A 26,721-nucleotide genomic window follows, 5' to 3' on the forward strand; every position below is an offset into this window, starting at 1 on the left:
GCCATCCATTAAGCGGATGGCTATATTTATGTTCATTCTATTGATTTTTGCCTTTATATATTTTTTTAAGTCTCTTTAATTCTTTTTGTGTTTTTACATTTCTAAATATCTTACTTACCGATGATGCTATCATAAGTCCCACGGCTATGGCGATTGCCATGAATAAAGACTGTACTGCTTCTGTTGCACCCATTTCAAGATTGTCATTGATGAAGTAGTTCATCGATTGATATATCTTAAGTCCCGGTACTAGTGGTATGACGCCTATAATGAAGTAGCAATTGACTGGTGTTTTTTGCCATCTTGCAAAAAATTCTCCAAGTATGCCGCACAATAGAGCGCATAGCAGCGACGAAAATATATAGCTGAAGTTATTTTCTGTCAAGACCATATACAAAGTCCAGCAAATTGCACCATTGATTGCGCATAAGAATGTATTCTTCTTTTGTATATTAAATAAGACGGATATGGTTGCGCACGAAACGCTCGCAAGTAAGAATTGTTTTATTACGTAGTTCATTATATCCACCCCATTAGCGAAACAAGCATAAGTACGCTACCAACGCCGAAGGCTATGGCAACTGCTACGAATATGGCTTCGAAGCTTCTTGCAGTACCAGCGATTAAGTCGCCACTTAAGAAGTCTCTAATTCCTGACGTAAAGGCGACTCCCGGCACTAGTGGTAGTATCGAGCCAACAACTATCATATTTAGATTGTGTCCCAGATTTAATTTAACTAGTAAAACTGCTGCAAGTGTTGCAACAAGCGAGGACACGAAGTTACCTAAGAAAGGCGTTTTCGATAGTTTTAGTATATACTCATTAACAACAAAGCCGCACGCCGATGTAAATATCGAGCAGGCAAAGTCACTGAAGCTGCCTCCGAGCATTAGCGTGAAGACCGCGCAGCCGATGCATGCCATCACAAGTATCATCATAAAGCTATATTCACTTTTCTTTTCAATCTCTTCAAGCTTTTGCATAGCGTCATCTATAGCTATATTTTTTGCGCAAAATTCTCTCGAGAAAGCGTTAATCATATTGACCCTGCCGATGTTATTGCCTCTAGTCTCGATGTTCTTCACAAGATAGAAGGACGAATTATCGCTGTTATCACCTATGATTATAACTGTAGGCGAGAGAAATAATGGTATGTCGAAGTAGCCATGACTTGCTAGTATCCTCTTAACTGTATCATTTGCCCTCGAAATTTCTGAGCCATTCTTAATGAGTAGCTCTGCAGTTTTTAGGGCGATGTTATAAATTTTTCTACGCTCCATGTAAGCGTCTGTAATATTTTCCATAGTATCACCAAATATATTATAATATATTTTTGTGAAAAAGTCACTTATTTTCTGTAAATTCTTTTAATAATTGTCCATAAGTGATATAATTTTATATAGGATCATTATGAGAAGAAAATATTCATTTATTGCGTGTATTATGGTCTTGGCAGCCATCTACACCTATTATTTCAATATCAATAGCTACATCTTATTAAGCCTGGGCATCATTTTGGGGATAAGTCTTTTTACTAAAAAACGCGTGAGGCTTTATTTGCTTTTGTCTGTGACAATATTTTTCGTGACAGCTATTTACACGAATTATAGGAGGCAAAGCGTTTTTAAAAATTACAAAAATGAAGAAAAAGAATACATATTAAGAGTCGAAAATATCAAGGAATACGAAGGATATTCTACTTTTATTGCCTCTGTCAAAAATCTAGGCGGCAATACTTTCAACGAAAAGTTCAAAGCATATTACAATGGCAGAGAGTCTTTAAATAATTTTGATACGATTAAAGTAAGCGCTAAGCTTGAAGATATAAGGATAAATGCGAATCCAAATCTTTTCAACGAGAAGATCTATTATTTAACGAAGAACGTTAAGTATAAGATAAAGTTTAAGGACTTCGAGAAAGTGGCTTGGAAAATGTCTTTTGCGGAGAAAATGAATCTTGCTTTTGAGAAAAAGCTTGATGCGCTCACTCAAAACACTATGAGGATGAGTAATGCAAATTTCCTAAAGGCGATATTCATGTCAAACACAAATTACTTGGATGAAGATGAGCTGAGTACATATAGGTCAGTTGGCCTAGGTCACTTGCTTGCTGTTTCAGGTCTACACGTTTCGCTGATTAGTTTTGCGATAATTTTTATACTCGTGGGACTTGGTTTATCGAAGAGAAGGGCGAGCGCCACATGTATAATCTTTCTACTTATATATGGCGCGGTGATTAATTACCCCGTATCCTTCTTAAGAGCGTTGATACTATTTATCGCGCTTGACCTAGCCTTTGTCTACAATATAAATATTGAGCGCGTCGAAATCATCTCCATCGCGCTAATTATAACGCTTTTAATTAATCCATACTATGTATTTTCGGTATCGCTTCACCTTTCTTATGGAGCAGCCTATGCGATAGAAATACTTTTTAGAAGACTTAAAAAGCTTGGCGATAAGAAAAATAAAACGCAGGAGGTCATGCTCTTTGTTCTTGCTATTAACCTAGTTTTAGCGCCTATACAGCTATATACCTTTCATGAATTTAATTTCATTTCGCTGCTTACAAACCTAATTTTGCTTCCGATATACTCCGCGATAATCACAGCAAGCTTTGTAATACTCTTACTTTCACTCATTATAAGCAAAGTCGGAATCTTGTTTATGGTGGTCGACTACATTCTCAGCGGCCTTTACAAAATTTTATATTTAATCTCAAGTGTAGATATCTTAAAAGTTTCTCTATACAATCAAGACGCGCTTATCATCGCGTATTTCACCTTGCTCGTTGCCTTTTACTTTGCGAACAATTTTAGCTATATGAAGACAAGGCTTGTTAAATTCATGCTTATGGCGATGGCTGTGGTCACATTTGCATCTAGCGTCATCTATATCACTAGTAGAAAGCACTACGACACGCTCAATATGATTAGCATAGGTCAAGAGGAAGCAATGCTTTTAGATATAAACAAGAAGAAGATTCTGGTCGATACTGGTGGCGACATCATGGGCTCGTCCCTTTCATACGATAGAACGCTTAGAGAAGTCCTTAAGAACGCCGGGGCCGACAGCCTTGACATAGTTTTTATCTCGCACTTTGACAGCGACCACGCGGGCAACCTTGACTATCTACTTTATGAATTTGATATTAAGAACATCTGTTTTTATAAGGACATTGCTCCTTCATATATCAAGGCAAAAATTATTGACAGGGGAATTAATTACATCGACCCAGATGTTGTTAATGGCATTGATCTTTGTAAAAATAATTACATTAAGATTATTCATAGAGATGTAAGTTTAAATAGCAACAACAGCTCACTTGTATTTGAGCTAGATGCGCGTGGTACAAAAGTTTTATTTACAGGCGACATCGAGAGAGAAGCCGAAGATTATTACATTGACAAAGTAGATAAGATTGATATATTAAAAGTCGCTCATCACGGTTCTAAAACTAGTTCATCAATGAATTTCCTTGAAAAGACTAGGCCAAGAGACGCAATCAGCTCACAAGGCCTGAATAACAGTTATGGCCATCCGCATGAAGAGACCCTTGAAAACTTCAAAGCTATTGGCACGAAGTTTTACAGAACCGATAAGCAAGGCATGATTAGCGTCATCTTCAAGGACGGCGGCTACGAGATTGAAACTTTTTACAAGGAATATTACAGGCATCTTGATTATATGAAAAAATACATTTTCTTATTGACCTTGCTATCTATAATATTTTCCTATATAATAAGTATAGTCATTGATGACTACAAAAAGTATGGAGACATGATTAATGAACTATAGAAATTTTTTAAATGAAGTAAAAATGAATAATGTAAGTGGCGCTTATCTTTTCAAGGGCATAGAGTGCTACCTCATGGACAAGACCTTGGACGCGCTGATAAATACTTATCTTGACAGCAATCAAAAGCTTATGAACCTTGCAGATCTTAAGTACTCAGAGAATTTGATTAAAGATATTAAAAGTAATATCACTATGCTTCCACTTATGGCAGAGAAAAAAATCACAGTTGTGAGAAAGGCAAATGAGAGTATCAAAGCGCTTAACGATGAAGACTTACTTGATGAGCTTGGGAAGATGCCTGAGACGAGCATAATCATATTTATGGATGAGGACGATAGTATAAAAAAGACGCTTAAATTTTACAAGCACTTCAAGAAAAATGACCACATAGTGAGTTTTGATAAGGAAAAGATAGAGGACCTAGTCAAGTGGACGTCGCGCAAATTTAATGAGCTGGGCGTAGAAGCAGGCTTTGCTGAAGCAAGATTCTTGATTGATAGACTCGGATTTTATAGTGATGATAGCGTTAATATGTATAGCCTTGAATCAGAAGTGGAGAAGCTTGCAAGCTACATAGGCAAGGGCAGATTAACGCGCGGTGCAATTGAAAAAGTTGTTAAGGAAAATACCATTGACAATATCTTTGCCATGATAGATGCAATCAATAAGAAAAATACAAAGGCGGCACTCAATGAGTACGAAAAGCTCCTGACAAATGGCGAAGCAGATATAAAAACCTCGTATATGATATTTAGAAACCTTAGACTTCTTTTAGAACTAAAAATTTGCGATATAGAGAAAAAAGGTGAAGTAGAGAAAAAAGATCTCTTGAAGATATCGCCGTACGAGTACAAAAAGCTATCAAGCTTAGCATATTCATATGATTATAAGTTTTTGCTAAACTTTATGAATGAGCTTAAAGATTTAGATATAAGCTTGAAAAACACAAGCAAAGACAGCAGCATGATGATAAAAAACTTAATATATAAGATGACAGAGTAATTTGTTTAAGGAAGAGGGCTTAGGCTCTCTTTTTTTATAGGTTTAAATTATTATAAAAGATAATGTAAACATTGTATGAAAGTATTAGTATTCTTTATAGAAAAGACTATTTTATATTATAAAACTTTATACATTCATATATTTTTTAAAAAATAAAGATTTTATATTACAATTGTGTTACAATATCTATTGTAAAATGACAATAATTATTATATTTAAAGGAGGAAAATATGAAAAATAAATCGTTAAGATTAATTACATTTATTTTAGCTTTCATTATGCTATTTACAAGTTCTACAGAACTATTAGCAATGAGCTTTAAAGATACTAATGATTCATGGGCAAAAGATTACATATCTTGGTGCGCTGACAATGGTATCATTAGTGGATATACAGATGGAAGCTTTAAACCAAATAATAAGATAACAAGGGCAGAGTTTGCAACAATGCTTGCTAAATCTATAAAAAAAGAGGCATCTAGTATTGTTGACATTAATTATGAAGATGTTAAGCCAAAAGATTGGTACTATGCGCCTGTAAGAAAGCTAGTCTCTTTTGGCATACTTGATAACAAAGGAAAGTTTTACCCAAACAAGCTAATAACAAGGGAACTTGCAATTAAGTGGCTAGCATCTACTATTGACTACAAGACTAAGCTTTCTTTAATCAATAACTATAGCGATGAGAAAGACATTGTCAATAAAGAAGCATTTGAAAAACTATTGGAGCTTAATATTCTAAGTGGATATCCAAACAAAACATTAAGACCAAAGAATTTAATTACTAGAGCAGAAGCAGCAAAATTATTCTATACTTATATGAGTATAGTAAATGAAAAAGGAATATTATTAGATATTCTTAAAAATGATATTGATACAGATAAAAGCGATAAGAATGAGGACAAAGATAAAAAATCGGACGCTGATAATAAGATTAATTACCCTGAAATTCCATACAGACCGCATAGACCTACAGATGATTGGGACGATAATCAAGACGACGCTAAACCATCTACTCCAAAGAAACGTTTTAATTTAAACATAAATTCAACAGATGATTATACAGTAGAGATAACACCTGCGTCTATTGATGGGAAATATGAGGAAGGACAAGTTATAAATGTAAAGATAAGTTTAAAGAATGATAAAAAGCAAATTAAGCAAGTACTTATCAATGGAAATAACATAGCAAGTGTCAATGGAACTTACTCGTTTATTATGCCTAGCGAAGAAAGTAGCTTGGATGTTGTTTTAGAGAACAAGCCTATAGAACAAAAAGACGATTTAACAATTGACTTTGAAGATGAAGATGAAGAAGTGAAAATAAAAAGAAACACTAAATTAAAATTTAAAGCTGACACAAAAGATCCTGAGGCAAAAGAGATCAATTTAAGATTGAATAGAGAAAGCGATACGCATTTAATATATTTAAATACTTATCCAATAGATTCTAAAACTAGTTCAATAAATGATATTGATTTTGTTGTACCAGATTATCTTGAACCAGGCAGGTATATATTGTCTGTTAAATCTGGAAAACCTGAATCTAAGATTCAAACAAAGATTATCATTGTTGAAGATAATTTTGAAAAAGTTGAAAGTATTGAAGCTTTAGGCGACATAATTGTTACACAAGGAGATGATATAGTTCTTCCTCAATATGTCAATGCTAAATTTAGTGACGGAAGTACAAGATCGCTTAAGATAAATTGGAACTTACCAGATAGTTTTGAAAATGCTGGTGAATACAATATAGTAGGACATGTTGATTCTTATAATAAAGATATACAAATAAAAGTTATTGTAAATAAGAAACGTGCTAAATTAGAGTCGATACTTCCTATAAAAGATATGACAATTGTAAAGGGAGCTAGTATAAATCTACCTAAATTTATAAAAGTTAAGATGGATGACGGCAGTAAAGAGGAAAGAACAGCATATTGGAATGAGATTAATTTTACAAGTGATAAGATTGGAAATTATTCAATTGATGGATATATCTTAACAGATGAAGCTGATTTAAGCTCTAAGAAACTTCCAATCAAGATTAATATAATTGTTAAAGACAGTGAGCCTTTTGAAGCACATATTGCTTTGTTTAAAGATCGTAAATATTATTACCCTTTCCAAAAAGATGCTATGCTAGGAAGTAAAAATGCGAGTGGTAACGCTCCAATAGAAGGAGATTATGCTTTACTTATAAGTTTGAAAGATGCCAATAGCAAGATAGATGCTGTAAAGATTTATCCTGAAGATCCTTCTTTGAATATGACAGTTAGAACGTATGGTTCTATCTCATTTATAGATAAAAGTGCATTTTTCATGAGCCAGTTAAAGCCAATAAAGACTAAGATAATTGCTGACATAACTATAGATGGAGAGCAATACACAAAAACTATTGACTTTGTAGCTGGAAACGGATTTAAAAAAGAAGCCGTTGCAATAAAAGAGGACTTAAATTTTACTTATCCTCAAGGTAAGCTTAACTTACAAGACAGTGTAGTAGCGCTATATAACGATGGTACAGAGGGCAAATCAAGTATAACTTGGGATTTAACTAATGTAGATAAGAATATTATTGGAACATATGATATCACAGGTACCTTAGCTAGTGGCTTAGTAGTTAAGGCAAAATTGAATATAATTGAGTATAAAGATATCAATCTTACTTTTAACCAAGCAGGTACAGTAACCATAAAACAAAATGAATATATTATGCCAAATAAAGAATTAACACTCAGTGTAGATGGCGTTATGGCAGATGAAGTTAAGTCCATAGAAATACTCTCTGATAATGATAAAGTAGTCAAGATAGAAAGTTACGATAATAAATTTGATGGAAGCAATATAAAAATTAAAGCTAAAGCAGTTGGAATTGGTAACGCTACAATAACATGTAAGCTTGTAACAACAAATGGACAAGAAGCTACACAAAAGCTAAATGTTATAGTAAATCCAATACGTGAGTTTAAAGCAGATGAATTTGCAGTTATAGCAAAAGATGGTGGACAAGAATATGGATTGAATAAAACAAAGATTAGGATTGTATCAAAATATGAAGATATTGAGCTATATGGCAAAGTTAATAATATTTTATATAATACTGTAAAGATAAATACTTCTGAAGAAGCAGATGCATATAAGAAGTATAGTAGCTTAATAGGCACAAAGGTAAGTTTATCAGTTTATTTAGAAAGATATGGAAGCACTCCTCAAGCAAAATTAGATGGAGTAAAAGTAATTAAAGAAGGAGATCCATTCCCTTGGCAAGAAAGTGAAGTTAAGTTTAAAGCAGAAGACTTTTCATTAAGTTTTGATGACCAAGGTTGGGGCGGCATGCTTATGCTTAATTGTACTAATGCGGATGCTAATAAGATAAAAACTTTTGCCTTGTATGATTCTACTGGAAAATCATTGTTTTATGATCCTGAGTTTGTTCCATTTGATGAAGGAGGCTTCATATCTACCGTTCCAGCTGATGGAACAGAATACACATTAAAAGTATTTGCAGATGAAGATGGCAATTTATTATTATATGTAGGCAAAATTATATATGGAACTGAAGAAACAATTGACGGATTTAAAGCAGAAGACTTTTCATTAAGTTTTGATGACCAAGGTTGGGGCGGCATGCTTATGCTTAATTGTACTAATGCAGATGCTAATAAGATAAAAACTTTTGCCTTGTATGATTCTAGTGGAAATTCATTGTTTTATGATCCTGAGTTTGTTCCATTTGATGAAGGAGGGTTCATATCTACCGTTCCAGCTGATGGAATAGAATATACATTAAAAGTTTTTGCTGACGAAAAAGGACAAGACTTACTATACGAAGGTCCAATAAAATTTACAAAATAAGGAGGTAGTCAATGAAAAAGTTTATAAGTTTACTGCTTAGTATAGTTTTACTTATTTCATTTCAAGCTGGCGTCTTGGCGAGTAGCATTGATATAGAAGTAGACCCTAAGTACAAAGACTATATATCACTTACTGATATACAAAAAACAGAATTTAACGTTAGCGGCCAAGAAGACGGCATTGATATATATGTAAAAGTTTTAGATAAAGATAATAAAGTCCTTAATTTTGCAAATTTTAAGGAAGATTTAAAAGACTCTTTAAAAAGTTTTACTGCATTTAATAAGATAAGTGCACTAAGCGCCGTGTTAGAAATAGCTGCGTATAAGGATGGCAATCAAGTTTCTAATAAAGTAGAGCTGCCAATTAAGTTTGATCACTTTATGGGCAAGATTGACTATGTTAAGCCTGTTGAGCTAATTGTCAATGAAGGAGAAGAAATTAATTTACCTAATCAAGTAGAGGTTTTCTTGCTTAACGGAGTAGTAGCTAAGGCTGACGTTTCTTGGAACACAAACAATATGGACCTAACAAAAGTTGGTAAGCATGAGATATCTGGCAAGGTTGAAGGTTATGATGGAGCTGTTAAGCTAAATCTAATTGTTAAAGAAAAAGAAAAGATAGGGGAAGTTTTAAAACCACAGCTTGTAATTATTAAGGGCGGAGAGCTTAAATTACCTGAAGATCTTTTGGTTAAGTACAATACTTCTAAATATGACTATAAAAAAGCTACTTGGAATAAAGAAAACTTTGATTCAAATGAAGCCGGAGTAAAAAAGATATCATGTAAGCTAGAAGATTATGGCGTAGTTGAAATTAGCGTTTTAGTAGTAGATGAAGATGATACTATAAATTATGTGAATGATGAAGTCAAAGATATAATTAAATGTATAGACATAAACTCTTCACTAGATCAATCACAAATAGATTTATATTCCTCTAACTTGACTAACAACGATATGAGCGATTTAAAATATTTTAAAAACACAGAATCAATTCAAATATTTGCAGCTGGCTTTAAGCCCGATTTTAAAGGAATATGTGGACTTGATAAGCTCAAAACTTTAAATCTTTTTTCAAATGATATGGAAGATATATCATCGATTGCTTATCTCGATACTGTAGAAGAGTTAAACTTGGGATTAAACAATATAAAAGACCTTAGCCCAATAAAGAACTTTAAAAACTTAAAGAAACTAAACTTAAATGGCAACTTTAACATTAAAGATATATCCGCTTTAGCAGATTTACCACTTGAAGAACTTGAAATTTCTAATGATACATTAAATAAAGTCGATTTATCACCGCTTTTAGGCAAAGACAAGTTAAAGCTTAATAAAAAAGCTATCAGTGAATATAATATAAAGCTTATAGAATTTAAAGACGGTTTTGCAAGTGTAGAAACGAGCGAAGATTATTACTATCCACCAAATAAGGTTAGAGTTGATGGCAAAATCGTTTCTGTTACATGGTCAGAGGATAAAGTTGATATGTCAAACGCACAAATGTATGATTTATCAGCTTTAGTAGATAATCAAAAAATAATTTTAAGAATTATAAAGAGAGGTTTTGTTGATAAAGTAGTTACTTTTGAAGATGAAATTGTTACTAAGGCTATTAGAAAAGCAATTGATAAGCCAAAGGGAGATATATTCCTATCGGATGTAATTAATTTAAAAGAGTTAGAGATAGTTGCACAAGGAGCACGTAGCTTAAAAGGCGTTGAAAACTTACAAAATCTTGAAAAACTTGGTCTATATGCAAACAGAATAAGTGCTGGACAGTTACAGTATATCAAGAATCTTACAAAGTTGAAGTCATTAGACCTTGCAGAAAACAAACTTATTGATATACCTAAAGGTTCTTTTAACAATCTTGTAAATCTTGAAGAGCTAGTACTAGATCATACTGGCATTAACACTCTTGATAAAGATATGATGTCTAATTTAGTCAATTTAAGAGACTTATTGATAGAAGAGAACAATTTTACAAACCTAGACTTTCTAGAAGGAACAAGAAGTATTAAAAATATTATCTTTAGAGACAATAAAATAACGGACATAAGCGGGATAAGAAACAATAAAAATCTTGAGATGTTCTGGGGAACAAACAATTTAGTTAGTGATATATCGGTCTTAGAAGGACAAAAGGATTTAAACTACTTTAGTATGGCTAAAAATAAGATTTCTGATATAAGTCCACTTAAAGATTCTACTAAGTTAGAGAAGGTATATTTAGGACATAATAACATCACAAATATTGATGTGCTTAAAGGAAAAACATTCATTAATAATATGGAACTTAATAATAACAATATTAAAGATGTAAGTGCGCTTAAAGATTTAGTTAACTTAGAAAGATTATATTTAAATGATAATAAGATAAGTAGTTTTGAGCCATTAAAGGGATTAGTTAATCTAAGAGTATTATACTTAAAACATAATGCTACATTAGATTATTCGCCACTTGATGGTATAATCAAAAAAATTAAGAGTAAGGATTTTTAGGTGATTGAGATGAAAAAAGAAAAAAGGATATTAAGCTTTATACTTTCATTGATATTGGCACTTAGTGTACTTAGCCTAGCATACGCTGCAGATGATGCTAAGTCTATATTCAATGAGATAATAAAGGAAGATTTTGAGAAAAATTCTACTGTCGTTCAAGATTTAACTTTAGAAGAAAAAATATATATGGTATCAATTAATGCTAAGAGTGTTCTTGAACTAATAGATGAAAATTATTCAGAAGAAGAAGCAAATAAAATTGCTACTAAAGCTCAAGAAGAGGCTATAGCAGCAATAAAATATATAAAGGACGTTGAAATTAGAGAAAGATATGTATATGCTGCCAATGGCTTTAGTATAAAGTGTGACCCTATTATTGCTAAGAAGATATCGTATTTATCTCAAGTTAAAAATATTAGTGAAGCTAATATATACGAAAAACATGTAAAAAACGTTAGAGATACTTATGAAATAGCTAGGATTGCTGAAAGATATAATCTAAAAGGCGAAGGAATGGTAGTAGCTGTTTTAGATAGTGGAGTGGACCATACTCATAAAGACATGAATGTTGATAAGGATAATGTTAAGCTAAATGAAGAAAAAGTAAAGGAGATAAAAAACAAAGAGCAAATTACTTATGGAACATATTTTAATGAAAAAGTTCCTTTTGCTTATAATTATGCTGATCAAAACCTATCTGTAAGAGATAAATTAACTGAAAGAGCGGACTTTTCGCACGGTACACATGTTGCCGGTATAATTGGTGCAAATGCAAAAGACGATAAAGGCGTTACTGGTATAGCACCTAACGCTCAAATACTAAATATGAAGATATTTTCTAATAATCCTAAAAATCCTGGAGCTGATGAAGAAAAGATTGTTAAGGCTATAGAAGACTCTGTTAAATTGGGAGCCGATGTAATCAACATGAGTTTTGGTATTACAGCTGGTTTACAAGACCCTTCTGACCTTCAACAACAAGCTATTAAAGCAGCTACAGATAAGGGAGCTATCGTTGTTGCGGCAGCTGGTAATGACGCTTACTCGACATTTCCAAATAGAGATAAAAAATCTATCGATGACGGCACACTTAGCGCTCCTGGTATTGCTGAAGAGGCTATACAAGTTGGTTCATTTGAGAATTCTAAGTTGGTGGTTAACTCATTTATCGCTAAACTATCACAAAACGAAAAAAGGATTGGCTACTATACATCAGATCATGATCCAGAAGCACTTAAAGCTGATTATGACTTAGTAGATTGTGGTTTAGGATCTAAGGAAGATGTAGCAAACTTAAATTTAGATGGAAAAATTGCTCTTGTAAAAAGAGGAGACATTGAGTTCAAAGATAAAAAGCTTAACGTACAAGCAAAAGGCGCAATAGGTGCCATTATATATAATGAAGATGGTGATAATAAACTTCTTCCTTATATATCAACAGATGAAAAAGTATTAATACCAACACTATTTATATCTAACGAAGACGGAAAATTTTTGTTAGATAATATAAAAAATATTAAAGTCAATTTTACAAATGAAAGAATTGTAATAGATTCAGTAAATGGAGAGACAGCGTCAGAGTTTTCATCTTGGGGACCTACACCAAACTTAGGCCTTAAGCCAGATTTAATTGCTGTAGGTGGCAATGTTTACTCAACAATGGAAAATAATTCTTATGGCAATATGTCAGGAACATCTATGGCTGCTCCAATGATTTCAGGTATAAGTGCTTTACTAAGCCAAAAATTTAAAGCAGATGGTATCAAGAATAATTTACCAAATTATGTAAAGACAGCTTTAATGAATACAGCTGAACCAAAAATTAAAGATGGCAAACCTTATAGCGTTAGACTTCAAGGTGCTGGCATGGTAAATTTAGAAGCAGCTGTTGAGAGCAAAGTGTTTGCAAAATCTGATGGAGTGGCGAAAGTTGAACTTAAAGAGATAACAAACGCTAGAAACATTAAAGTGGATTTTGAAAACAATAGTGATGATGATATTAATTTTGACATAGAAGTCTTAGGAGATACATTTAATATTGATAAAAAATCTTGTACTGTCAAGAAAGGCAAGTCAAGTATCTATATTACAATAACACCAAAAGTAGCAGCTAATGAATATGTAGATGGATATATAGTGTTTAAATCATCTAACACAAAGGTATCCTTGCCAGTTTTAGGATTCAATGGCGACTGGTCATCACTTCCTATGTTCGATAGCATAGATAAAGACAAGTCTATTTATAATCAAACTAGACTTGATACAGCCGATATTGGGCCACTATTAACAAAGTTAAAACCACTTGGTGGAGACGAATTGGATCCAAAGCTTTATGCAATAAATCCGGACAATCAAAATGCTTATTGGAACGTTTTAGTAAAATTTAGTTTACTACGTGTTGCAAAGGACTTTAAAATAACAGTCACAAATGAAGCTGGCGAGGAGATAAAAGTAATTGAAGATAAAGAAAATGTAAGAAAAGTTGTATCTTATAGAGACCAAGTTAAGGCTATAGTCAACTTTGATTGGTTATGGAAGGGCGGAATTTACGATGAAAAACTTGGAGTTCAAAAAACAGTAGACGAAGGAAGATATTATATCAATGTTTATGCAACGCCTGATTATCCTAACGCTAAGCCTCAAAAAATAAGTTTTCCATTAATTGTAGATAAAACTGCTCCAGAAGTTAGTTCTAATGTATATTTCTTAGATGATGAAGAGAGTGTGGAACTTAAAGTTAAAGCAAAGGATAAAGGTAATCCAGCAAGTGGAATAAATAAGTTTATGTTCATTATAAATGGAAGAATATATAAAGAAGATGATAATGCTTTATTTAAACTTGATGAAAATGGTGGAGAATACAAGAAAATTGTAAACTTAGAGGGCAAGCATCCATTTTATTCGATAAATATAGGAGCGACAGACTATGCAAACAATGTTGATGGATCTAAATCATATGTTATAATAAAGAAAAATTCAAAAATTGATATGAGCATAGATAAAACCAGCATAAAAAGTGGAGAAGAAGTAAAGTTAAGTTATAAGTTAAATGATACTAATGTAGCTAGATATGAGGTATCATTAGATAATTTAGATGATTTATCATATCAAGGAACAGAAACTGAACAAAATTTAAAAATTAATTCTAACAAAGGAAAGCATAGGATAATTGTAAAAGCACTTAACAAAGATGGTCTAGTTATAGATGTTAACTATCTTGATATAAATGTTGAAGATACAGAAACAGAAGACGGACTAGTAGTATCTAATCATACTAAGAACTATTTGTTTAGAAACGGCGAGATATATACAGCAAGTTATCAGTTAAAGAATACAAGTGCAGAGGAGAAGTCAGTTTCATTTATCATAGCACTTTACGATTTAAATGACAATATAGTTAATACAGCAGTTGCTGAAAAGAAACTTAAAGCTGGAGAAGAAGCTAATATGACCAACGGAATTAAGATACCAGATACTGGTGAGTATAAGCTAAAAATATTCGTTTGGGATAGTGTAAAAGATATGAATACGATAGTTCCAGTAAATATAATAAAGCAAAAATAATAAACTACAAAATTTAATAATCGTTGTATAAGAGTGGTAGAATTAATTTTTATCACTCTTTTTTTATAAGCCTTCTCTATAGTAAAGGCATTATATATAGAATTTTATAAATTTACTAGAAAAAAGTGCAAAATCACTTGACAAAGAAGAAGTTAAGATGTATACTCAAATTGAGAATATAAATATTTGCAAGGAGGTATAGTATGAAATTTTCAGAAGGTGAATTTAAAGTCATGGAAGTCATGTGGGAAGGCACATGCTTGAATGAAAATGGAGAGATAGAAGCTTTAGAGCTTTGGAAACTGCTTAATGAAAAATTTGGCATGGCAAAGACATCTGCCTATACATTTTTTAGTAGACTAGTTGATAAGGGAGCGCTTATTAGAATCGATCCAAAATACAAACTTAGAGTAGGTATTAGCAGAGAAGAAGCTTTAGAAGAAAGACAAGCCGAAGCTATCGAACAATTATTTCAAGGTTCTTTCCTAAATGTATGTAGAGCATTTTTAAAAAACAAGAAAGTAAGTAAAGAAGAGTTAGATGAATTAAAGAATCTAATTGATAATTTAGATAAAAACAATTAATTATGCTGCATTTAATAAAGATTACGGGAGTTAGGCGTGGAATTAAAAGTATATTGCTTATAGCCATAATACTTTTAATTAGAAATATTTTGAACAGAAGCAGTATAAAGAGAGCAAATAAAGTGCTTTGGACCATATTACTAATATTTTTATTGCTTCCCTTTTCAATAGTCTTTAAAGTATCTAAAACTGCTGATCATGGTTTATTAAATTTACCAATCAAGGTTTTACTGTCTATTAGTGATTTAACACGTCAATTAACAAATAGCGTTGCAGATATATTATCACGACTTAATATATATATAATAGCTACACTTTTTGTTATTTATTTAATCGCAAAGATTCTTGAGAGAAATAAAGCATTGCAAGGTTCAAAATTATTAGCTGATAATGCTTTTGTAAATGAACTTGTAGACGGCTTTCATTTAAAAAGAAAGGTAACAGTACTTTTAAATGACAATATATCAACGCCGGTAACGTATGGTATTTTTAGACCAAAGATAGCTCTTCAAAGCTATATACTTGAGGACGAGGAACTTTTAGAGCACGTTTTAGTTCATGAGATGACACATATAAAGTACTTTGACATAGCCTTTACACATATAAAGAACATAGCTCTTTGCTTGTATTGGTACAATATAGCGATGTGGATAGCTAGTAAATTATTTGAGGATGATTTAGAGATACTTTGTGATAAGAAAGTTTTAGAAAGACTTGGAAATACACAAGAAAATAAAAAGGCTTATGCAATGAGCATGTTTAAGATTATGGAAAGGGAAAACAGGAGTGAAAACCTTGTATTGAGCTTAAATCCACAAAAAGAAAGAATAATGCTTTTGAAAGATTATAATATAAAGATTAGCGGCTTAGCTGTATTTCTAATAGCACTGATATTATCTTCTTCTGTGTTTCTTGAAGTTTTACCCAATGATACAACAAGAGTTATCGAAATAAGTGATTCTGAAGAATACGAAGGAGTAAGAAACGAAAGAGTTAAAATAATTAGCGTAGAAGAAAATAAAAAGTCAAATTCACATAAAGAATATATTTTGATAGATGCACTTGATGAAGAAGTAAGTGGCGATATAGATGACTTTGATCATAGATCGTATGAAGTGAACATGAACTCATTTTATGGAAAAACATTTGATGATATGATTATTGACATAAGCGACATAGAATGTGAAAGCGAAGCTAAGTTCTTATTAGAAATAGAAGAAAATGGAGACTTGATTTTTAGTGATATCTTAAACAAAGATACAAGACTAAAAATTGAAGGTTGCAGTATGAATAAATATAAAATAATAATAGATAATTTTACACAGGGCTATTCAAGTTATGGAATAAAAGTTCAAAAACGTGCAAAAAATACCAAATAAATTTAACATCGGAGGTGTTATTATGAAAAATTTAAAAAAAAGTTTATTGATAGCTTCAATCGTACCAATCATTATTAGTGCAATATCGGTGTTCTTCTTAGAAGATTCAATTCCGATGCATTATAATTCAGACGGAGAAGTTAATAGAATGGGAAGTAAATATGAGATTTTTATATATCCAGTATTGATATTACTTCTAGGTATAATCGGATACTTTACAATTAAGAATTATGAAAGCAAATTATATGATTCTAAAAACGATAAAACAAAAGAAAAGAATCTATATAATATTAATTTAATGAGTAAATTATTCTTTTTGATATTGACTATAAATATAATTAGCTTTTTATATTATCTTATCTTAAGTTTTGGTATCATTAAGAAAACTATAAATAATCTACCATTGGGATTAATACTTGGCATATTAATGATTATTTGTGGGCTTTTTATAAAAATATCAAAAAGAAATCCTTACTTTGGAATGAGAACAAAGTGGAGCATGGCAAATGATGAAGCTTGGAAAAAATCAAATAATTTCGGAGGAACATCATTAATGATTGCAGGCATATTAAGTATTTTAATTTTTAATCAAAGCACATTTAATAAATTTATATCATTTTCAATCTTAATGATTATAATTATAGTATCGAATATAGTATATTCTATAAAAGCATATAGAGAGAGTAGTGTAACTTGATTATAATAAAATATAGTTAGGAGGTGCTTTTATATGAAAGTTTTAGACAAAATAAAGTCTATGAAAATTAGTTCAAAGGTATACAATTACAGTGCTTTAATTATTTACGCAGTAGTCTTAATAGCATATATCATTCATAAAATCTCTGGCAATATCTATAAAGCTACTGAAATATATCTAACTACATTATTCTTTAGTATTATCATATCAGCTATTGGATTAATATTTGCAAAAAAGAATTGGATAGTCTGGATAAATATATGTTTACCTATACTAATTAACACACCATATTATTTAGCACTAGTTGGGGTTATGCGTGGCGATGTAGCGTTAGTTTCAGAATATTATTTGAAGTGTATTATAAGTTCACCAATCAAATTAATACAATTATTATTTTAAAAATTATATTTCTGAGTACTTAAAGTTGAAAAATTATGAGTGGCTTGAGAATTAAATGAAAGAAAAGAACAATGCGGCTTGGGAAAGCCATGAAAAAAGACTTAACGATAAGATTTTTTTGATATTGTTAATTATAGTTTCATTAGCATTTGTATATAGAGTTTTTGTCTACGATCCTTTTTTTAATCCGGATACATTATTTGTCAAAGCTAACAAAGTCATGTCTAATACGGATACTATTAAGATTGATGATAAGATAATTAAGTTTAATATAGCATCAAGGATAATAGAAACGGAAAGAGCTGAAGATGAGTACAGTGATACAAAAGAAATATTACTATTTAATGATGCTGGTAGAAAGATTGGAAAAGCAAAACTTTCTAAACTTAATGGCGAGGATGTAATTAAAGTCTTTAAAAATGAATTTAAAGTTGAATTATTAAATGAAAGTGCTAAGAAGTGAAATAAAAATAAAAATAAAGGTGTGTAAAAACTAGGTGTTAACCATGAAATTAAATAAAAAATTTTTACTAATTTGTTTTGTGATTATATTTTCAATATTATTAAATAACATTCATTGGAAGATTGTATAATTAACTTAGCCACCAAATAAAAAAATCATGTGTACATATGGTATAGTATTAGTAACAAACAAAAAAACAACTATACGGAGGTACACATGACTCATATAAATTATACCATAGAATTTACAGAACGCAAGAAAAATTCACATCTATCACTACATGAAATGTCATTAATACAGGCATGGAAAATAGATGGACATAGCAACAGAGAGATAGCAAGAAGGCTAAATAGAGCCCCGCAGACAATAAACAACGCAATAAAGAAAGGCACAGTAAAGCAAAAGAGAATAATAAAAAGTAATAACAAAACATATACTTACTACGATGAAAAATACTTTGCCTTAACTAATTATGAGGTATATATAAACAATAGATCTTCTTGCGGAAGAAGACCAAAATATATAGATATAGTCGAATTTCTTAAATGGGCAGACAATAAAATGTTAAAAGATAAATGGTCTCCAGATGTATGTGTTGGATACGCAAAAGCAAATAGACTCTTTCCATCATCAGAAATACCATCAACAAAAAGCCTCTACAACTGGATAAATAAGTCACTAATGAAAACAAAAAATATAGATCTACTAGAAAAAGTAAAGAGAAAAAACAAAAATAGCACAAGAAGAACAAGACAAAACAAGAAAAAGCTTGGCATATCCATAGAAGAAAGACCAGATAAAATACAAACAAGAGAAGAATTCGGCCACTGGGAAATAGATACAGTTATAGGTAAAAAGAAAAAGACAGATCCAGTACTACTTACATTAGTAGAAAGAAAAACAAGATATGAAAAGCTGATAAAAATACATGGAAAAACACCCGATGCAGTAGACATTGGACTTAAATTCTTAAAAGATAATGCGCAGTTAAACAAAGAAATATTTAAAAGTATAACATCAGATAATGGTTCAGAATTTTCAAGCTTATCAGAATTAGCAGAATATGTAGATATATATTTTTGTCATCCATATACATCATGGGAAAGAGGAACTAGTGAATGTCAACATAAATTAATACGAAGATTTATACAAAAAGGCACATCAATAGAAGAAGTATCAAAAGAAAAAATATACAGAATAAACGAGTGGATGAATAATTTGCCAAGAAAAATCTTTAATTACAAAACTGCAAAAGAAGAGTTCATAAAGGAAATAAAACAGCTTAAAAGTATCTAGTTTAATAAAAATAAATACTTTTAAGCTATACTATACATTTAGTCTATATGATGTCTGGGTGGCTAACTTATTGTTGCAATTTATAAATAACATTCATTATGAAAACGCATATAGTTTAATCAAAATATTGCTTGCATGTATGGCAATTTCGCTTATAAGTTCAATTATAGTGAATGTAATTGTTAATTTGTTTAAAAAACTTATTAATTATAAATAATTGAAAGATACAAAATTAACATATAATATAATCTCTATATAAAACTTAATAAGCCCATAGATATTAATGACTAGTGTAAAAGCTAGTCATTTTTCTTTTGCAATATTTTTAATAGCTCAAAAAATACTACTAAAGTAGTATTTCAGAGTGAAGACAAACCCAGGAATTTTTTCCTGGGTTTGCTTATTTTTATTAAATTTAGTAAAAAATCAAATTTTTTATGTATTTTTGCAAATAAACGAGTAAATACCTCCTTATTTGGATCCATCCTATACATCATTAGTGCTAGTTTTTTCATATTTAAGCATGCAAAAGTAAGCGCAGCTTTCATATCCATCTTAGCTTTGCCCTTCATGTTTGTATATCTAAAACTATGATACTCTTTTGCGCTTCCAAATTGTCTTTCTATTGTTTCTTTTCTTCTTGCGTATTCTTTCTTGCCTTGATTTGTATATCTATATTCTTCTGTTATGTCAAGGTAGTCTTGCCATATATGTCTTGTTATTACTTTTTGTTTGTTTTTACTATGTGTGCATCTATCTATGTTAGGACAGTTCTTGCAGTCGTTTATATCACTTTTATACTGTCTGTATCCTTCTCTATCTGTAGTTTTGTAATTTAAAAGTTTTCCTTGTGGACATATGTAGCAGTCATAATATTCGTCGTATATGTAGTCTCTTTTGTAGTATGGATTTTCTATTTGTAAGTTTCTCTTTTGTCTTGTATATGGAAATACTGGGAGTATTTTATCGTCTATTAATGTTTTTGCTATGGCTGGTATTTTGTAACCTGCATCCATAACTATCTTTTGGGGTTTCATCTTTTTTAGTTTTTCTTCATAGAATGGTAAAAATGTTGTGCTGTCATGTAAATTTCCTGGAAATGATTTGTATGCTAGTATCCAGCCGTTTTTATCGCATGATGTTTCTACGCAATAGGCGAATACTTCTTTATGTTCTCCTTTGTGAAAGAGGCCGCTTTCTGGATCTGTTGTTGACTGAACTATCGTTTGCCTCTCTTTATCTTCTTTCTCTTTTAAGGGCTTTTTTCCGTTTTCTTCTCTTTCTTGTGCTATTTCTTTGTCTAGCTGTGCTTGATATCTTCTTGCTTTTTTCTCTATTGTTACTTTTTTGTTTTTATGTCTGTTTGCATGTGCTTTAACATGTGTTGAGTCTACGAATTGAATCTTCTCATCCACAAAACCTTGTTCTAGTGCTTGGTTTAATATGTTTTGGAAGATGTTTTCAAATATGTCTGTATCTTTGAATCTTCTTCTATAGTTTTGGCTGAATGTTGTAAAGTGTGGAATCTTGTCGTAGAAGTCATATCCTAAAAACCATCTGTATGCAATGTTTACTTCTATCTCTTTTATTGTTTGCCTTATGCTTCTTATGTTGAATAGGTATTGTATGAATATTATCTTCATTAGCACTACTGGATCTATGCTTGGTCTTCCGTTATCTAATGAGTATTTATCTTCTACTAAATCATAGATAAAGTCAAAGTCTATATACTTATTGATCTTTCTTAGTATGTGTTCTTGTGGAACTAATTCTTCAACTGAAATTATTTGTGCTTGATCTGTTTTTGATTTACTATTTTTATGTAACATTTTATCACCTTCTATGTATTATATATACCCAATAGATGTGTATTTTAAGAGGTTTTCAAGTAAAAAAGTAGGCGTATTTTTATAAAAATACGCCTACTTTGTCAACAGTCTGAAATACTACTAAAGTAGTATTTTTTAGACATTTGTGTAACATGATTGTAATATTACTAGTAAAATGTATGAAAATGGTTTAAAATGGTTGTAAAGAAGCTAGAAATGGTTCGAAATGGTTATTAATGTTTAGAATAGCATTAAGAAGGTGTTATCAATGTTCATGGGTTTATTTAAACATAGTATTGATTCAAACGGGAGGGTTATCATACCCTCTAAAATGCGTGATGAACTTGGTAAAGACTTCATAATTACTAGGGGATACGACAGATGTATCTACATTTATAACCGTGAAACTTATGAGAAAAAGCTTGAGCAATTCGATGATTTGCCTGATACTGTTCTAGAAAACAGAAAATTTGAACGTGAGATGTTCCTTTACATGAACGAAGCAAACATGGACAAGAACGGCCGTGTTATGCTACCTGAGATGCTTAGAGACATGATGGATATAAAGGGAGACGTTTACATAATTGGCGTTAGAAAGAGAATTGAAATTTGGGATACAGAAGTTTATAAGAACTACAAAGCAACTGTTGCACCTCTTGAAGAGCTTGCAAATAACATAAAGAGAGATTAGTTATGGAGTTTAAGCACATACCCATCATGCTTTCAGAAGTGATAGACGGCCTTGACATAAAGTCGAATGGCATCTACCTAGACGGCACCATTGGCGGAGCGGGTCACTCGCAAGAGATTCTTAAGAGACTTAATGAAGATGGTCTACTAATAGGTGTTGATAGGGACAGGGAAGCTCTTAATAAAGCAAATGAAGTTCTATCAAGTGTTGGAGGCAATTTTAAATTAGTTCACGATAACTATAGGAATGTCAAAGCCATTTGCCAAAGCTTAGGCATTGATTACTTAGACGGCATACTTCTTGATATAGGCGTATCGTCTTATCAGCTTGACAACAAGGACAGAGGCTTTTCATACAGGATGGACGCGAAGCTTGATATGCGTATGGACCAAGAGAGCGGCAAATCTGCATACGACATCGTTAATACATATACTAAGGAAGAATTAGAAGAAATAATTTATAAATATTCGCAAGAGAGATGGGCTAGAAGGATAGCTGAATTTATCTGTGAATATAGGGCAGAAAAACCGATAGAGACTACATTTGAACTGACTGACGTAATTAAGAGGGCAATACCAAAAAAGGCGAGGGAGAACAAACATCCATCTAAAAAGACTTTTCAAGCCTTAAGGATAGAGGTAAATGATGAGCTTGGCGCATTAAACGCTGCCTTGCAAGACGCTATCGACATTTTAAACACAGATGGAAGGATAGCGGTAATAACATTTCATTCGATGGAAGACAAAATCGTAAAAGATATATTTAAATTTAACACACTTGATTGCATTTGCCCACCAGAGAGCATTATCTGCACATGCAATCACAAGAGAAAGTTAAAGCTTGTGAACAATAAGCCACTTGTAGCAAGCGAAGAAGAATTAAAAGCTAATCCGAGAAGCGAAAGCGCTAAGCTTAGGATAGCTCAAAGAGTATAGGGGAGGTACACTATGTCATCTGCAGCGAGAAAATTATATGATAGTCCAGTTTATTCGCAAGAAAGGACAGTAAGCAAACCACTTGTAAAAAAGAACGTTAAGCATAAAGCCAAAGCAAAGGAGAGAGTCGTTAATGTTTTCTTCGTGAGAACTGTTTTGTGCGCCGTAGCTATCGGTCTTGTATTTACTATGCTTGTTTTTTGTGCTGACAGAATCACTAGAGTACAAAACTCCATTAATCATAGTAACGCTGAGATCAATAGGCTTAAGACTACTCTTATAGATGAGACTGCAAAGCTTGAAAGCCTTAAGAATGCTGGCGCAATCGAGTACGAAGCTAGGACTAAGCTTGGAATGATTTACCCTAATGAAGCGCAAATATTAAACATAAACACAAACAGTAAAGAAGAAAGAGAGATTGACGATAAAGTTATTGTTAGTCTTGATTCAGACATCGATCAAAGTATAGAAGAAAGTGAAAGAAAATGAAAACGCCGACAAGCGATAGACATAGAAAGAAAAAGACAGGCAAATCTAAAATTCCTAACAAGTACAATAGGATTTTGGTTGTTCTGGCTTTTTTTGGATTTATAATTGCATTATTTTTAGTACAGCTATTTAAAGTTCAAATTTTGGATGCAAAAGGCTATAAAGAGTACGCTGTAGGCCAATGGACTAAGGCGGTTAGCCTTGGTAATCAAAGAGGTTTTATCTACGACAGGAACAACAAGCCCTTAGCAGTTAACAAAAACATAGTGACTTTCTGGAGCGTTCCATTCAAAGAAGAGGAAAATGAAAAGGAAGAAGCTAGATATAAAAGAGAGAAAAAATACAAAGAGATAGCTGAAGAGGTCGCTTCAAAGATAGCTGAAATGACTGGGGAAGACTCAAGAGACGTCTACGACAAAATTACATATGAGAGCAGAATCAGAGTAGTTGAAGAGATGGAGCTTGATGATTACAAGAAATTCAAGGAGAGCATGGGCAAAGTTAAGTTCAGAACAGTACTTGAAGTAGAAGAGAAGGCCAAGAGATACTATCCATTCAATGACCTTGCATCTCAGCTAATTGGCTTTAACAATATTGATAACGTCGGTATCAATGGTCTTGAAGTTAAGCTAAATGAAGCACTTGAAGGAAGAGAATCAAAAAAGGTTCAACAGCTTGAAGCAAACATGGTTAATGCGCTTCCTAATCAAGAAGAAAGAATTATTGAAGGCAAAAAAAGTGTCAACGTAGTTTTGACTATAGATGAAAAACTTCAAAGAGAAGTCGAAAAGATAGCGGATGAAGCAAGAGAAAAACAAAATGCTGAGTCAGTATCCATCATAGTTATGGATCCACGCGACTCATCAATACTTGCTCTAGCAAATACCGGTAGATACAATCTAAATGAGCCGAGAAAGAAGCCAGATGATGTTGATGAAGCCGTTTGGGACGAAGCAAGTGATGAAGACAGAAACCAAATCCTCTTTGATAAGTGGCGTAATAACGCTATCAGTGACTCATACGAGCCCGGTTCTGTATACAAGGTAATAAACTTAGCAGCAGGACTTGAAGAGGGCAAGCTTAATGACAATATGAGCTTTTCGTGCTCAGGCTCAATTGATGTTTATGGAAGAACCTTATCATGCGCAGATCACACTGCTCACGGCACTCAAAACATCTCTAAGGCGCTTAACAACTCATGTAACGTTGCCTTCGTTCAAATAGGTAATATTTTAGGTAAAAACGATATACTTAGATATGCTAAAGCCTTTGGCTTTGGTGAAAAGAGCGGAGTAGATTTGCCAGGCGAAAGTTTAGGTATACTTCCGACAAATATTAACACAATAGGTCCAGTTGAACTTGCGACTATGTCTTATGGTCATGGACTTGCAGTTACACCTATACAGATGGCGAACGCCATATGCGCGGTTGTTAATGGCGGAACGCTTTATAAACCGAAATTAGTTTTAAAAACTGTTGATGACTTTGGTAACGTTGTTGACACGCCAAAGAGCGTTGTCAGAAGAAGGGTTATTTCAGAAGAAACAAGCGAGCACATGAAGAAGCTTCTTGAAAGCGTTGTTAGAGACGGTTACATCAAAAGATCAAGGATAGATGGCTACAGAATAGGCGGCAAGACTGGTACAGCACAAAAAATTGTTGACGGCAAGTACAAGAAGAATGCTTATATATCTTCCTTCGTCGGTGCATTTCCAATTGATAAGCCAGAATTTGTTGTTTTAGCAATTGTCGATGAGCCACACAGCGGAGTAGCATATGGATCTTTGGTAGCGGCACCTATTTTTCAAGACGTAGCAAAATTCATAATCGACTACTACAAGATACCGCCAGCAAGTGCGGTTACTGAAGTACAAAATGAAAAGGTACAAGTGCCAGACTTAAAGAACAAAACTATGGGCGAGGCAGGACTTGAGCTTGCGGACCTATCTTTAAGCTTTGACACTAAATACACAGAGTATACAGATGAGTCCTTAATCATTTCGCAAAGCATTAATCCGGGCGTCTTTGTTGATAAAGGCACGGTTATAACGCTTGACGTTGAGGCGAAGAAGGACGATATCATATTAACGCCTGACTTTAAAGGCATGACTAGAGACGAGGCCTTTGGACTTGCTGAAAAAGTTGGACTTAAGCTAAAGATTGAGGGCGACGGCCTTGTGAAAGAGCAAAGACCTGAGCCGGACAAAGAAGTAAAGAAAAATTCTATAGTAGAATTAAAATTGGGGGACTAAGATGTTTAAAAACATTCATGCGTACAGCGTAATCATTATATTATTAAGCTTTGCTTTAGTATGTTTACTTGCAAAGATAATTATACCTAAGCTAAGAAAATACAATCTTGGACAAAATATTAGGCAAGAAGGACCTAAGTCTCACTTAAAAAAGGCCGGTACGCCAACTATGGGCGGCGTACTATTCATAATAAGCTCGCTTATTGCAGTACTTGTATCGAGCCTAGCAGGTTTTGTCTTTACAAACGAAATCATCTTACTAGTTGTAGGCAGCACTGCCTTTGGCTTAGTAGGCTTTTTAGACGACTATATTAAATTTTTTAAACATAGAAATCTAGGTTTAAGAGCTTATCAAAAATTAGTTTTGCAAATGCTTTTCTCAGCTCTTATAGCATACTTCGCATATAAACTTGCGGGTACTATGGTCTATATACCATTCTATAAAGAAGTGGATTTAGGTAAGTGGGTAATCTTACTTAACTTCTTTATATTAGTAGCAAGTACTAACGCAGTCAACTTAACTGATGGACTTGATGGCCTTGCAACAGGCGTTATGTCTATCATATTACTCACACTTGCTATATACTCATTAAAGATCTCAAACATGACTACTTATGCTTACTCAATAATAATGTTTGCATCGCTAATTGGCTTTTTGATCTTTAATAAGTACCCAGCACAAATATTTATGGGAGACACAGGATCATTATTTTTAGGAGGCGTCCTAGCTATAATCACAATACTATTGGGATTGCACTTCTATATGATTATATATGCACTTGTATTAATTATGGAAACGCTTTCAGTAATTATACAAGTAGCAGTATTTAAAAAGACAGGCAAAAGAGTTTTTCTTATGAGCCCACTTCACCATCACTTTGAGATGAAAGGCATGAAAGAGACTAAGGTTGTCGTGATGTTTTGCGCATGGACACTCATCTTATGCGCTGCATCGCTAGTAATATTTTTGAGGTGAT

19 protein-coding genes are annotated in these 26,721 nt (G+C 32.5%); 16 read left to right on the top strand and 3 right to left on the bottom strand.

All coding sequences use genetic code 11. The features are described from left to right. Nucleotides 1–37: 37 nt before the first annotated feature. Together BN3004_RS05030 and BN3004_RS05035 are read right to left on the bottom strand one after the other, a co-directional pair. Entirely contained in the window at nucleotides 38–520 is a 483-nt protein-coding gene (locus BN3004_RS05030) for a threonine/serine exporter family protein (RefSeq protein ID WP_058260118.1), read from the bottom strand. After that, nucleotides 520–1,305 carry a threonine/serine exporter family protein gene (locus BN3004_RS05035; RefSeq protein ID WP_058260119.1) on the bottom strand — a complete coding sequence of 262 codons (786 nt, stop codon included), beginning with the start codon at nucleotides 1,303–1,305 and terminating at the stop codon, nucleotides 520–522. The genes BN3004_RS05030 and BN3004_RS05035 overlap by 1 nt, the downstream gene beginning before the upstream one ends. Nucleotides 1,306–1,570: 265 nt before the next feature. Here BN3004_RS05035 and BN3004_RS05040 point away from each other — a divergent pair, with 265 nt between their 5' ends. The 11 genes from BN3004_RS05040 to BN3004_RS05090 all read left to right on the top strand — a co-directional run bounded on the left by BN3004_RS05040 (nucleotide 1,571) and on the right by BN3004_RS05090 (nucleotide 19,548). After that, on the top strand, nucleotides 1,571–3,799 hold the full coding sequence (locus BN3004_RS05040) for a DNA internalization-related competence protein ComEC/Rec2 (RefSeq protein ID WP_196792485.1): 2,229 nt from the start codon (nucleotides 1,571–1,573) through the stop codon (nucleotides 3,797–3,799). After that, complete coding sequence (gene holA / locus BN3004_RS05045) at nucleotides 3,789–4,802, top strand: DNA polymerase III subunit delta (protein ID WP_058260121.1); 1,014 nt, start codon at nucleotides 3,789–3,791, stop codon at nucleotides 4,800–4,802. Before BN3004_RS05040 ends, holA begins: the two co-directional genes overlap by 11 nt. A gap of 230 nt (nucleotides 4,803–5,032) precedes the next feature. Next, nucleotides 5,033–8,659, top strand: coding sequence for an S-layer homology domain-containing protein (locus tag BN3004_RS05050; RefSeq protein WP_058260122.1), 3,627 nt, complete (start codon nucleotides 5,033–5,035; stop codon nucleotides 8,657–8,659). 11 nt (nucleotides 8,660–8,670) lie between these two features. Next, on the top strand, nucleotides 8,671–11,166 hold the full coding sequence (locus BN3004_RS05055) for a leucine-rich repeat domain-containing protein (RefSeq protein ID WP_058260123.1): 2,496 nt from the start codon (nucleotides 8,671–8,673) through the stop codon (nucleotides 11,164–11,166). 9 nt (nucleotides 11,167–11,175) lie between these two features. After that, nucleotides 11,176–14,730 carry a S8 family serine peptidase gene (locus BN3004_RS05060; protein ID WP_058260124.1) on the top strand — a complete coding sequence of 1,185 codons (3,555 nt, stop codon included), beginning with the start codon at nucleotides 11,176–11,178 and terminating at the stop codon, nucleotides 14,728–14,730. Between the two features lie 203 nt (nucleotides 14,731–14,933). Beyond that, the gene (locus tag BN3004_RS05065; protein ID WP_058260125.1) at nucleotides 14,934–15,314 is read left to right on the top strand and encodes a BlaI/MecI/CopY family transcriptional regulator; all 381 of its coding nucleotides are present in this window, start codon (nucleotides 14,934–14,936) and stop codon (nucleotides 15,312–15,314) included. A 2-nt stretch (nucleotides 15,315–15,316) separates the two neighbouring features. Further along, nucleotides 15,317–16,693 carry a M56 family metallopeptidase gene (locus tag BN3004_RS05070; RefSeq protein ID WP_082244094.1) on the top strand — a complete coding sequence of 459 codons (1,377 nt, stop codon included), beginning with the start codon at nucleotides 15,317–15,319 and terminating at the stop codon, nucleotides 16,691–16,693. Between the two features lie 22 nt (nucleotides 16,694–16,715). Beyond that, on the top strand, nucleotides 16,716–17,390 hold the full coding sequence (locus BN3004_RS05075) for an SdpI family protein (RefSeq protein ID WP_058260127.1): 675 nt from the start codon (nucleotides 16,716–16,718) through the stop codon (nucleotides 17,388–17,390). A gap of 33 nt (nucleotides 17,391–17,423) precedes the next feature. Then, complete coding sequence (locus BN3004_RS05080; RefSeq protein WP_058260128.1) at nucleotides 17,424–17,789, top strand: hypothetical protein; 366 nt, start codon at nucleotides 17,424–17,426, stop codon at nucleotides 17,787–17,789. Nucleotides 17,790–17,844: 55 nt separating this feature from the next. Then, nucleotides 17,845–18,252: a hypothetical protein gene (locus tag BN3004_RS05085; RefSeq protein ID WP_058260129.1), complete on the top strand. Its 408-nt coding sequence runs from the start codon at nucleotides 17,845–17,847 to the stop codon at nucleotides 18,250–18,252. A gap of 216 nt (nucleotides 18,253–18,468) precedes the next feature. Beyond that, nucleotides 18,469–19,548, top strand: coding sequence for an IS30 family transposase (locus tag BN3004_RS05090; protein WP_058259272.1), 1,080 nt, complete (start codon nucleotides 18,469–18,471; stop codon nucleotides 19,546–19,548). A gap of 359 nt (nucleotides 19,549–19,907) precedes the next feature. Here BN3004_RS05090 and BN3004_RS05095 read toward each other — a convergent pair whose 3' ends face one another. Further along, nucleotides 19,908–21,377, bottom strand: coding sequence for an IS1182 family transposase (locus tag BN3004_RS05095; RefSeq protein ID WP_058259270.1), 1,470 nt, complete (start codon nucleotides 21,375–21,377; stop codon nucleotides 19,908–19,910). Nucleotides 21,378–21,645: 268 nt separating this feature from the next. On the opposite strand from BN3004_RS05095, the gene mraZ reads away from it, so the two are divergent. From mraZ to mraY, 5 genes are read left to right on the top strand one after another with little or no spacing between them, the layout of a single operon-like run. Beyond that, the gene (gene mraZ, locus BN3004_RS05100) at nucleotides 21,646–22,068 is read left to right on the top strand and encodes a division/cell wall cluster transcriptional repressor MraZ (protein ID WP_058260130.1); all 423 of its coding nucleotides are present in this window, start codon (nucleotides 21,646–21,648) and stop codon (nucleotides 22,066–22,068) included. A gap of 2 nt (nucleotides 22,069–22,070) precedes the next feature. Further along, nucleotides 22,071–23,003: a 16S rRNA (cytosine(1402)-N(4))-methyltransferase RsmH gene (gene rsmH / locus BN3004_RS05105; RefSeq protein ID WP_058260131.1), complete on the top strand. Its 933-nt coding sequence runs from the start codon at nucleotides 22,071–22,073 to the stop codon at nucleotides 23,001–23,003. A gap of 12 nt (nucleotides 23,004–23,015) precedes the next feature. After that, nucleotides 23,016–23,492, top strand: a complete 477-nt coding sequence (locus BN3004_RS05110; RefSeq protein ID WP_058260132.1) for an FtsB family cell division protein — start codon at nucleotides 23,016–23,018, stop codon at nucleotides 23,490–23,492. Continuing rightward, nucleotides 23,489–25,744, top strand: a complete 2,256-nt coding sequence (locus BN3004_RS05115) for a penicillin-binding transpeptidase domain-containing protein (protein ID WP_058260133.1) — start codon at nucleotides 23,489–23,491, stop codon at nucleotides 25,742–25,744. The genes BN3004_RS05110 and BN3004_RS05115 overlap by 4 nt, the downstream gene beginning before the upstream one ends. A gap of 1 nt (nucleotide 25,745) precedes the next feature. After that, nucleotides 25,746–26,720 (top strand): phospho-N-acetylmuramoyl-pentapeptide-transferase, encoded by a 975-nt coding sequence (gene mraY / locus BN3004_RS05120; protein WP_058260134.1) that lies wholly within the window; start codon nucleotides 25,746–25,748, stop codon nucleotides 26,718–26,720. The last annotated feature ends 1 nt before the right edge of the window (nucleotide 26,721 follow it).

The organism is Fenollaria timonensis (genome assembly GCF_001457835.1).
Taxonomy (GTDB): Bacteria; Bacillota; Clostridia; order Tissierellales; family Peptoniphilaceae; genus Fenollaria; species Fenollaria timonensis.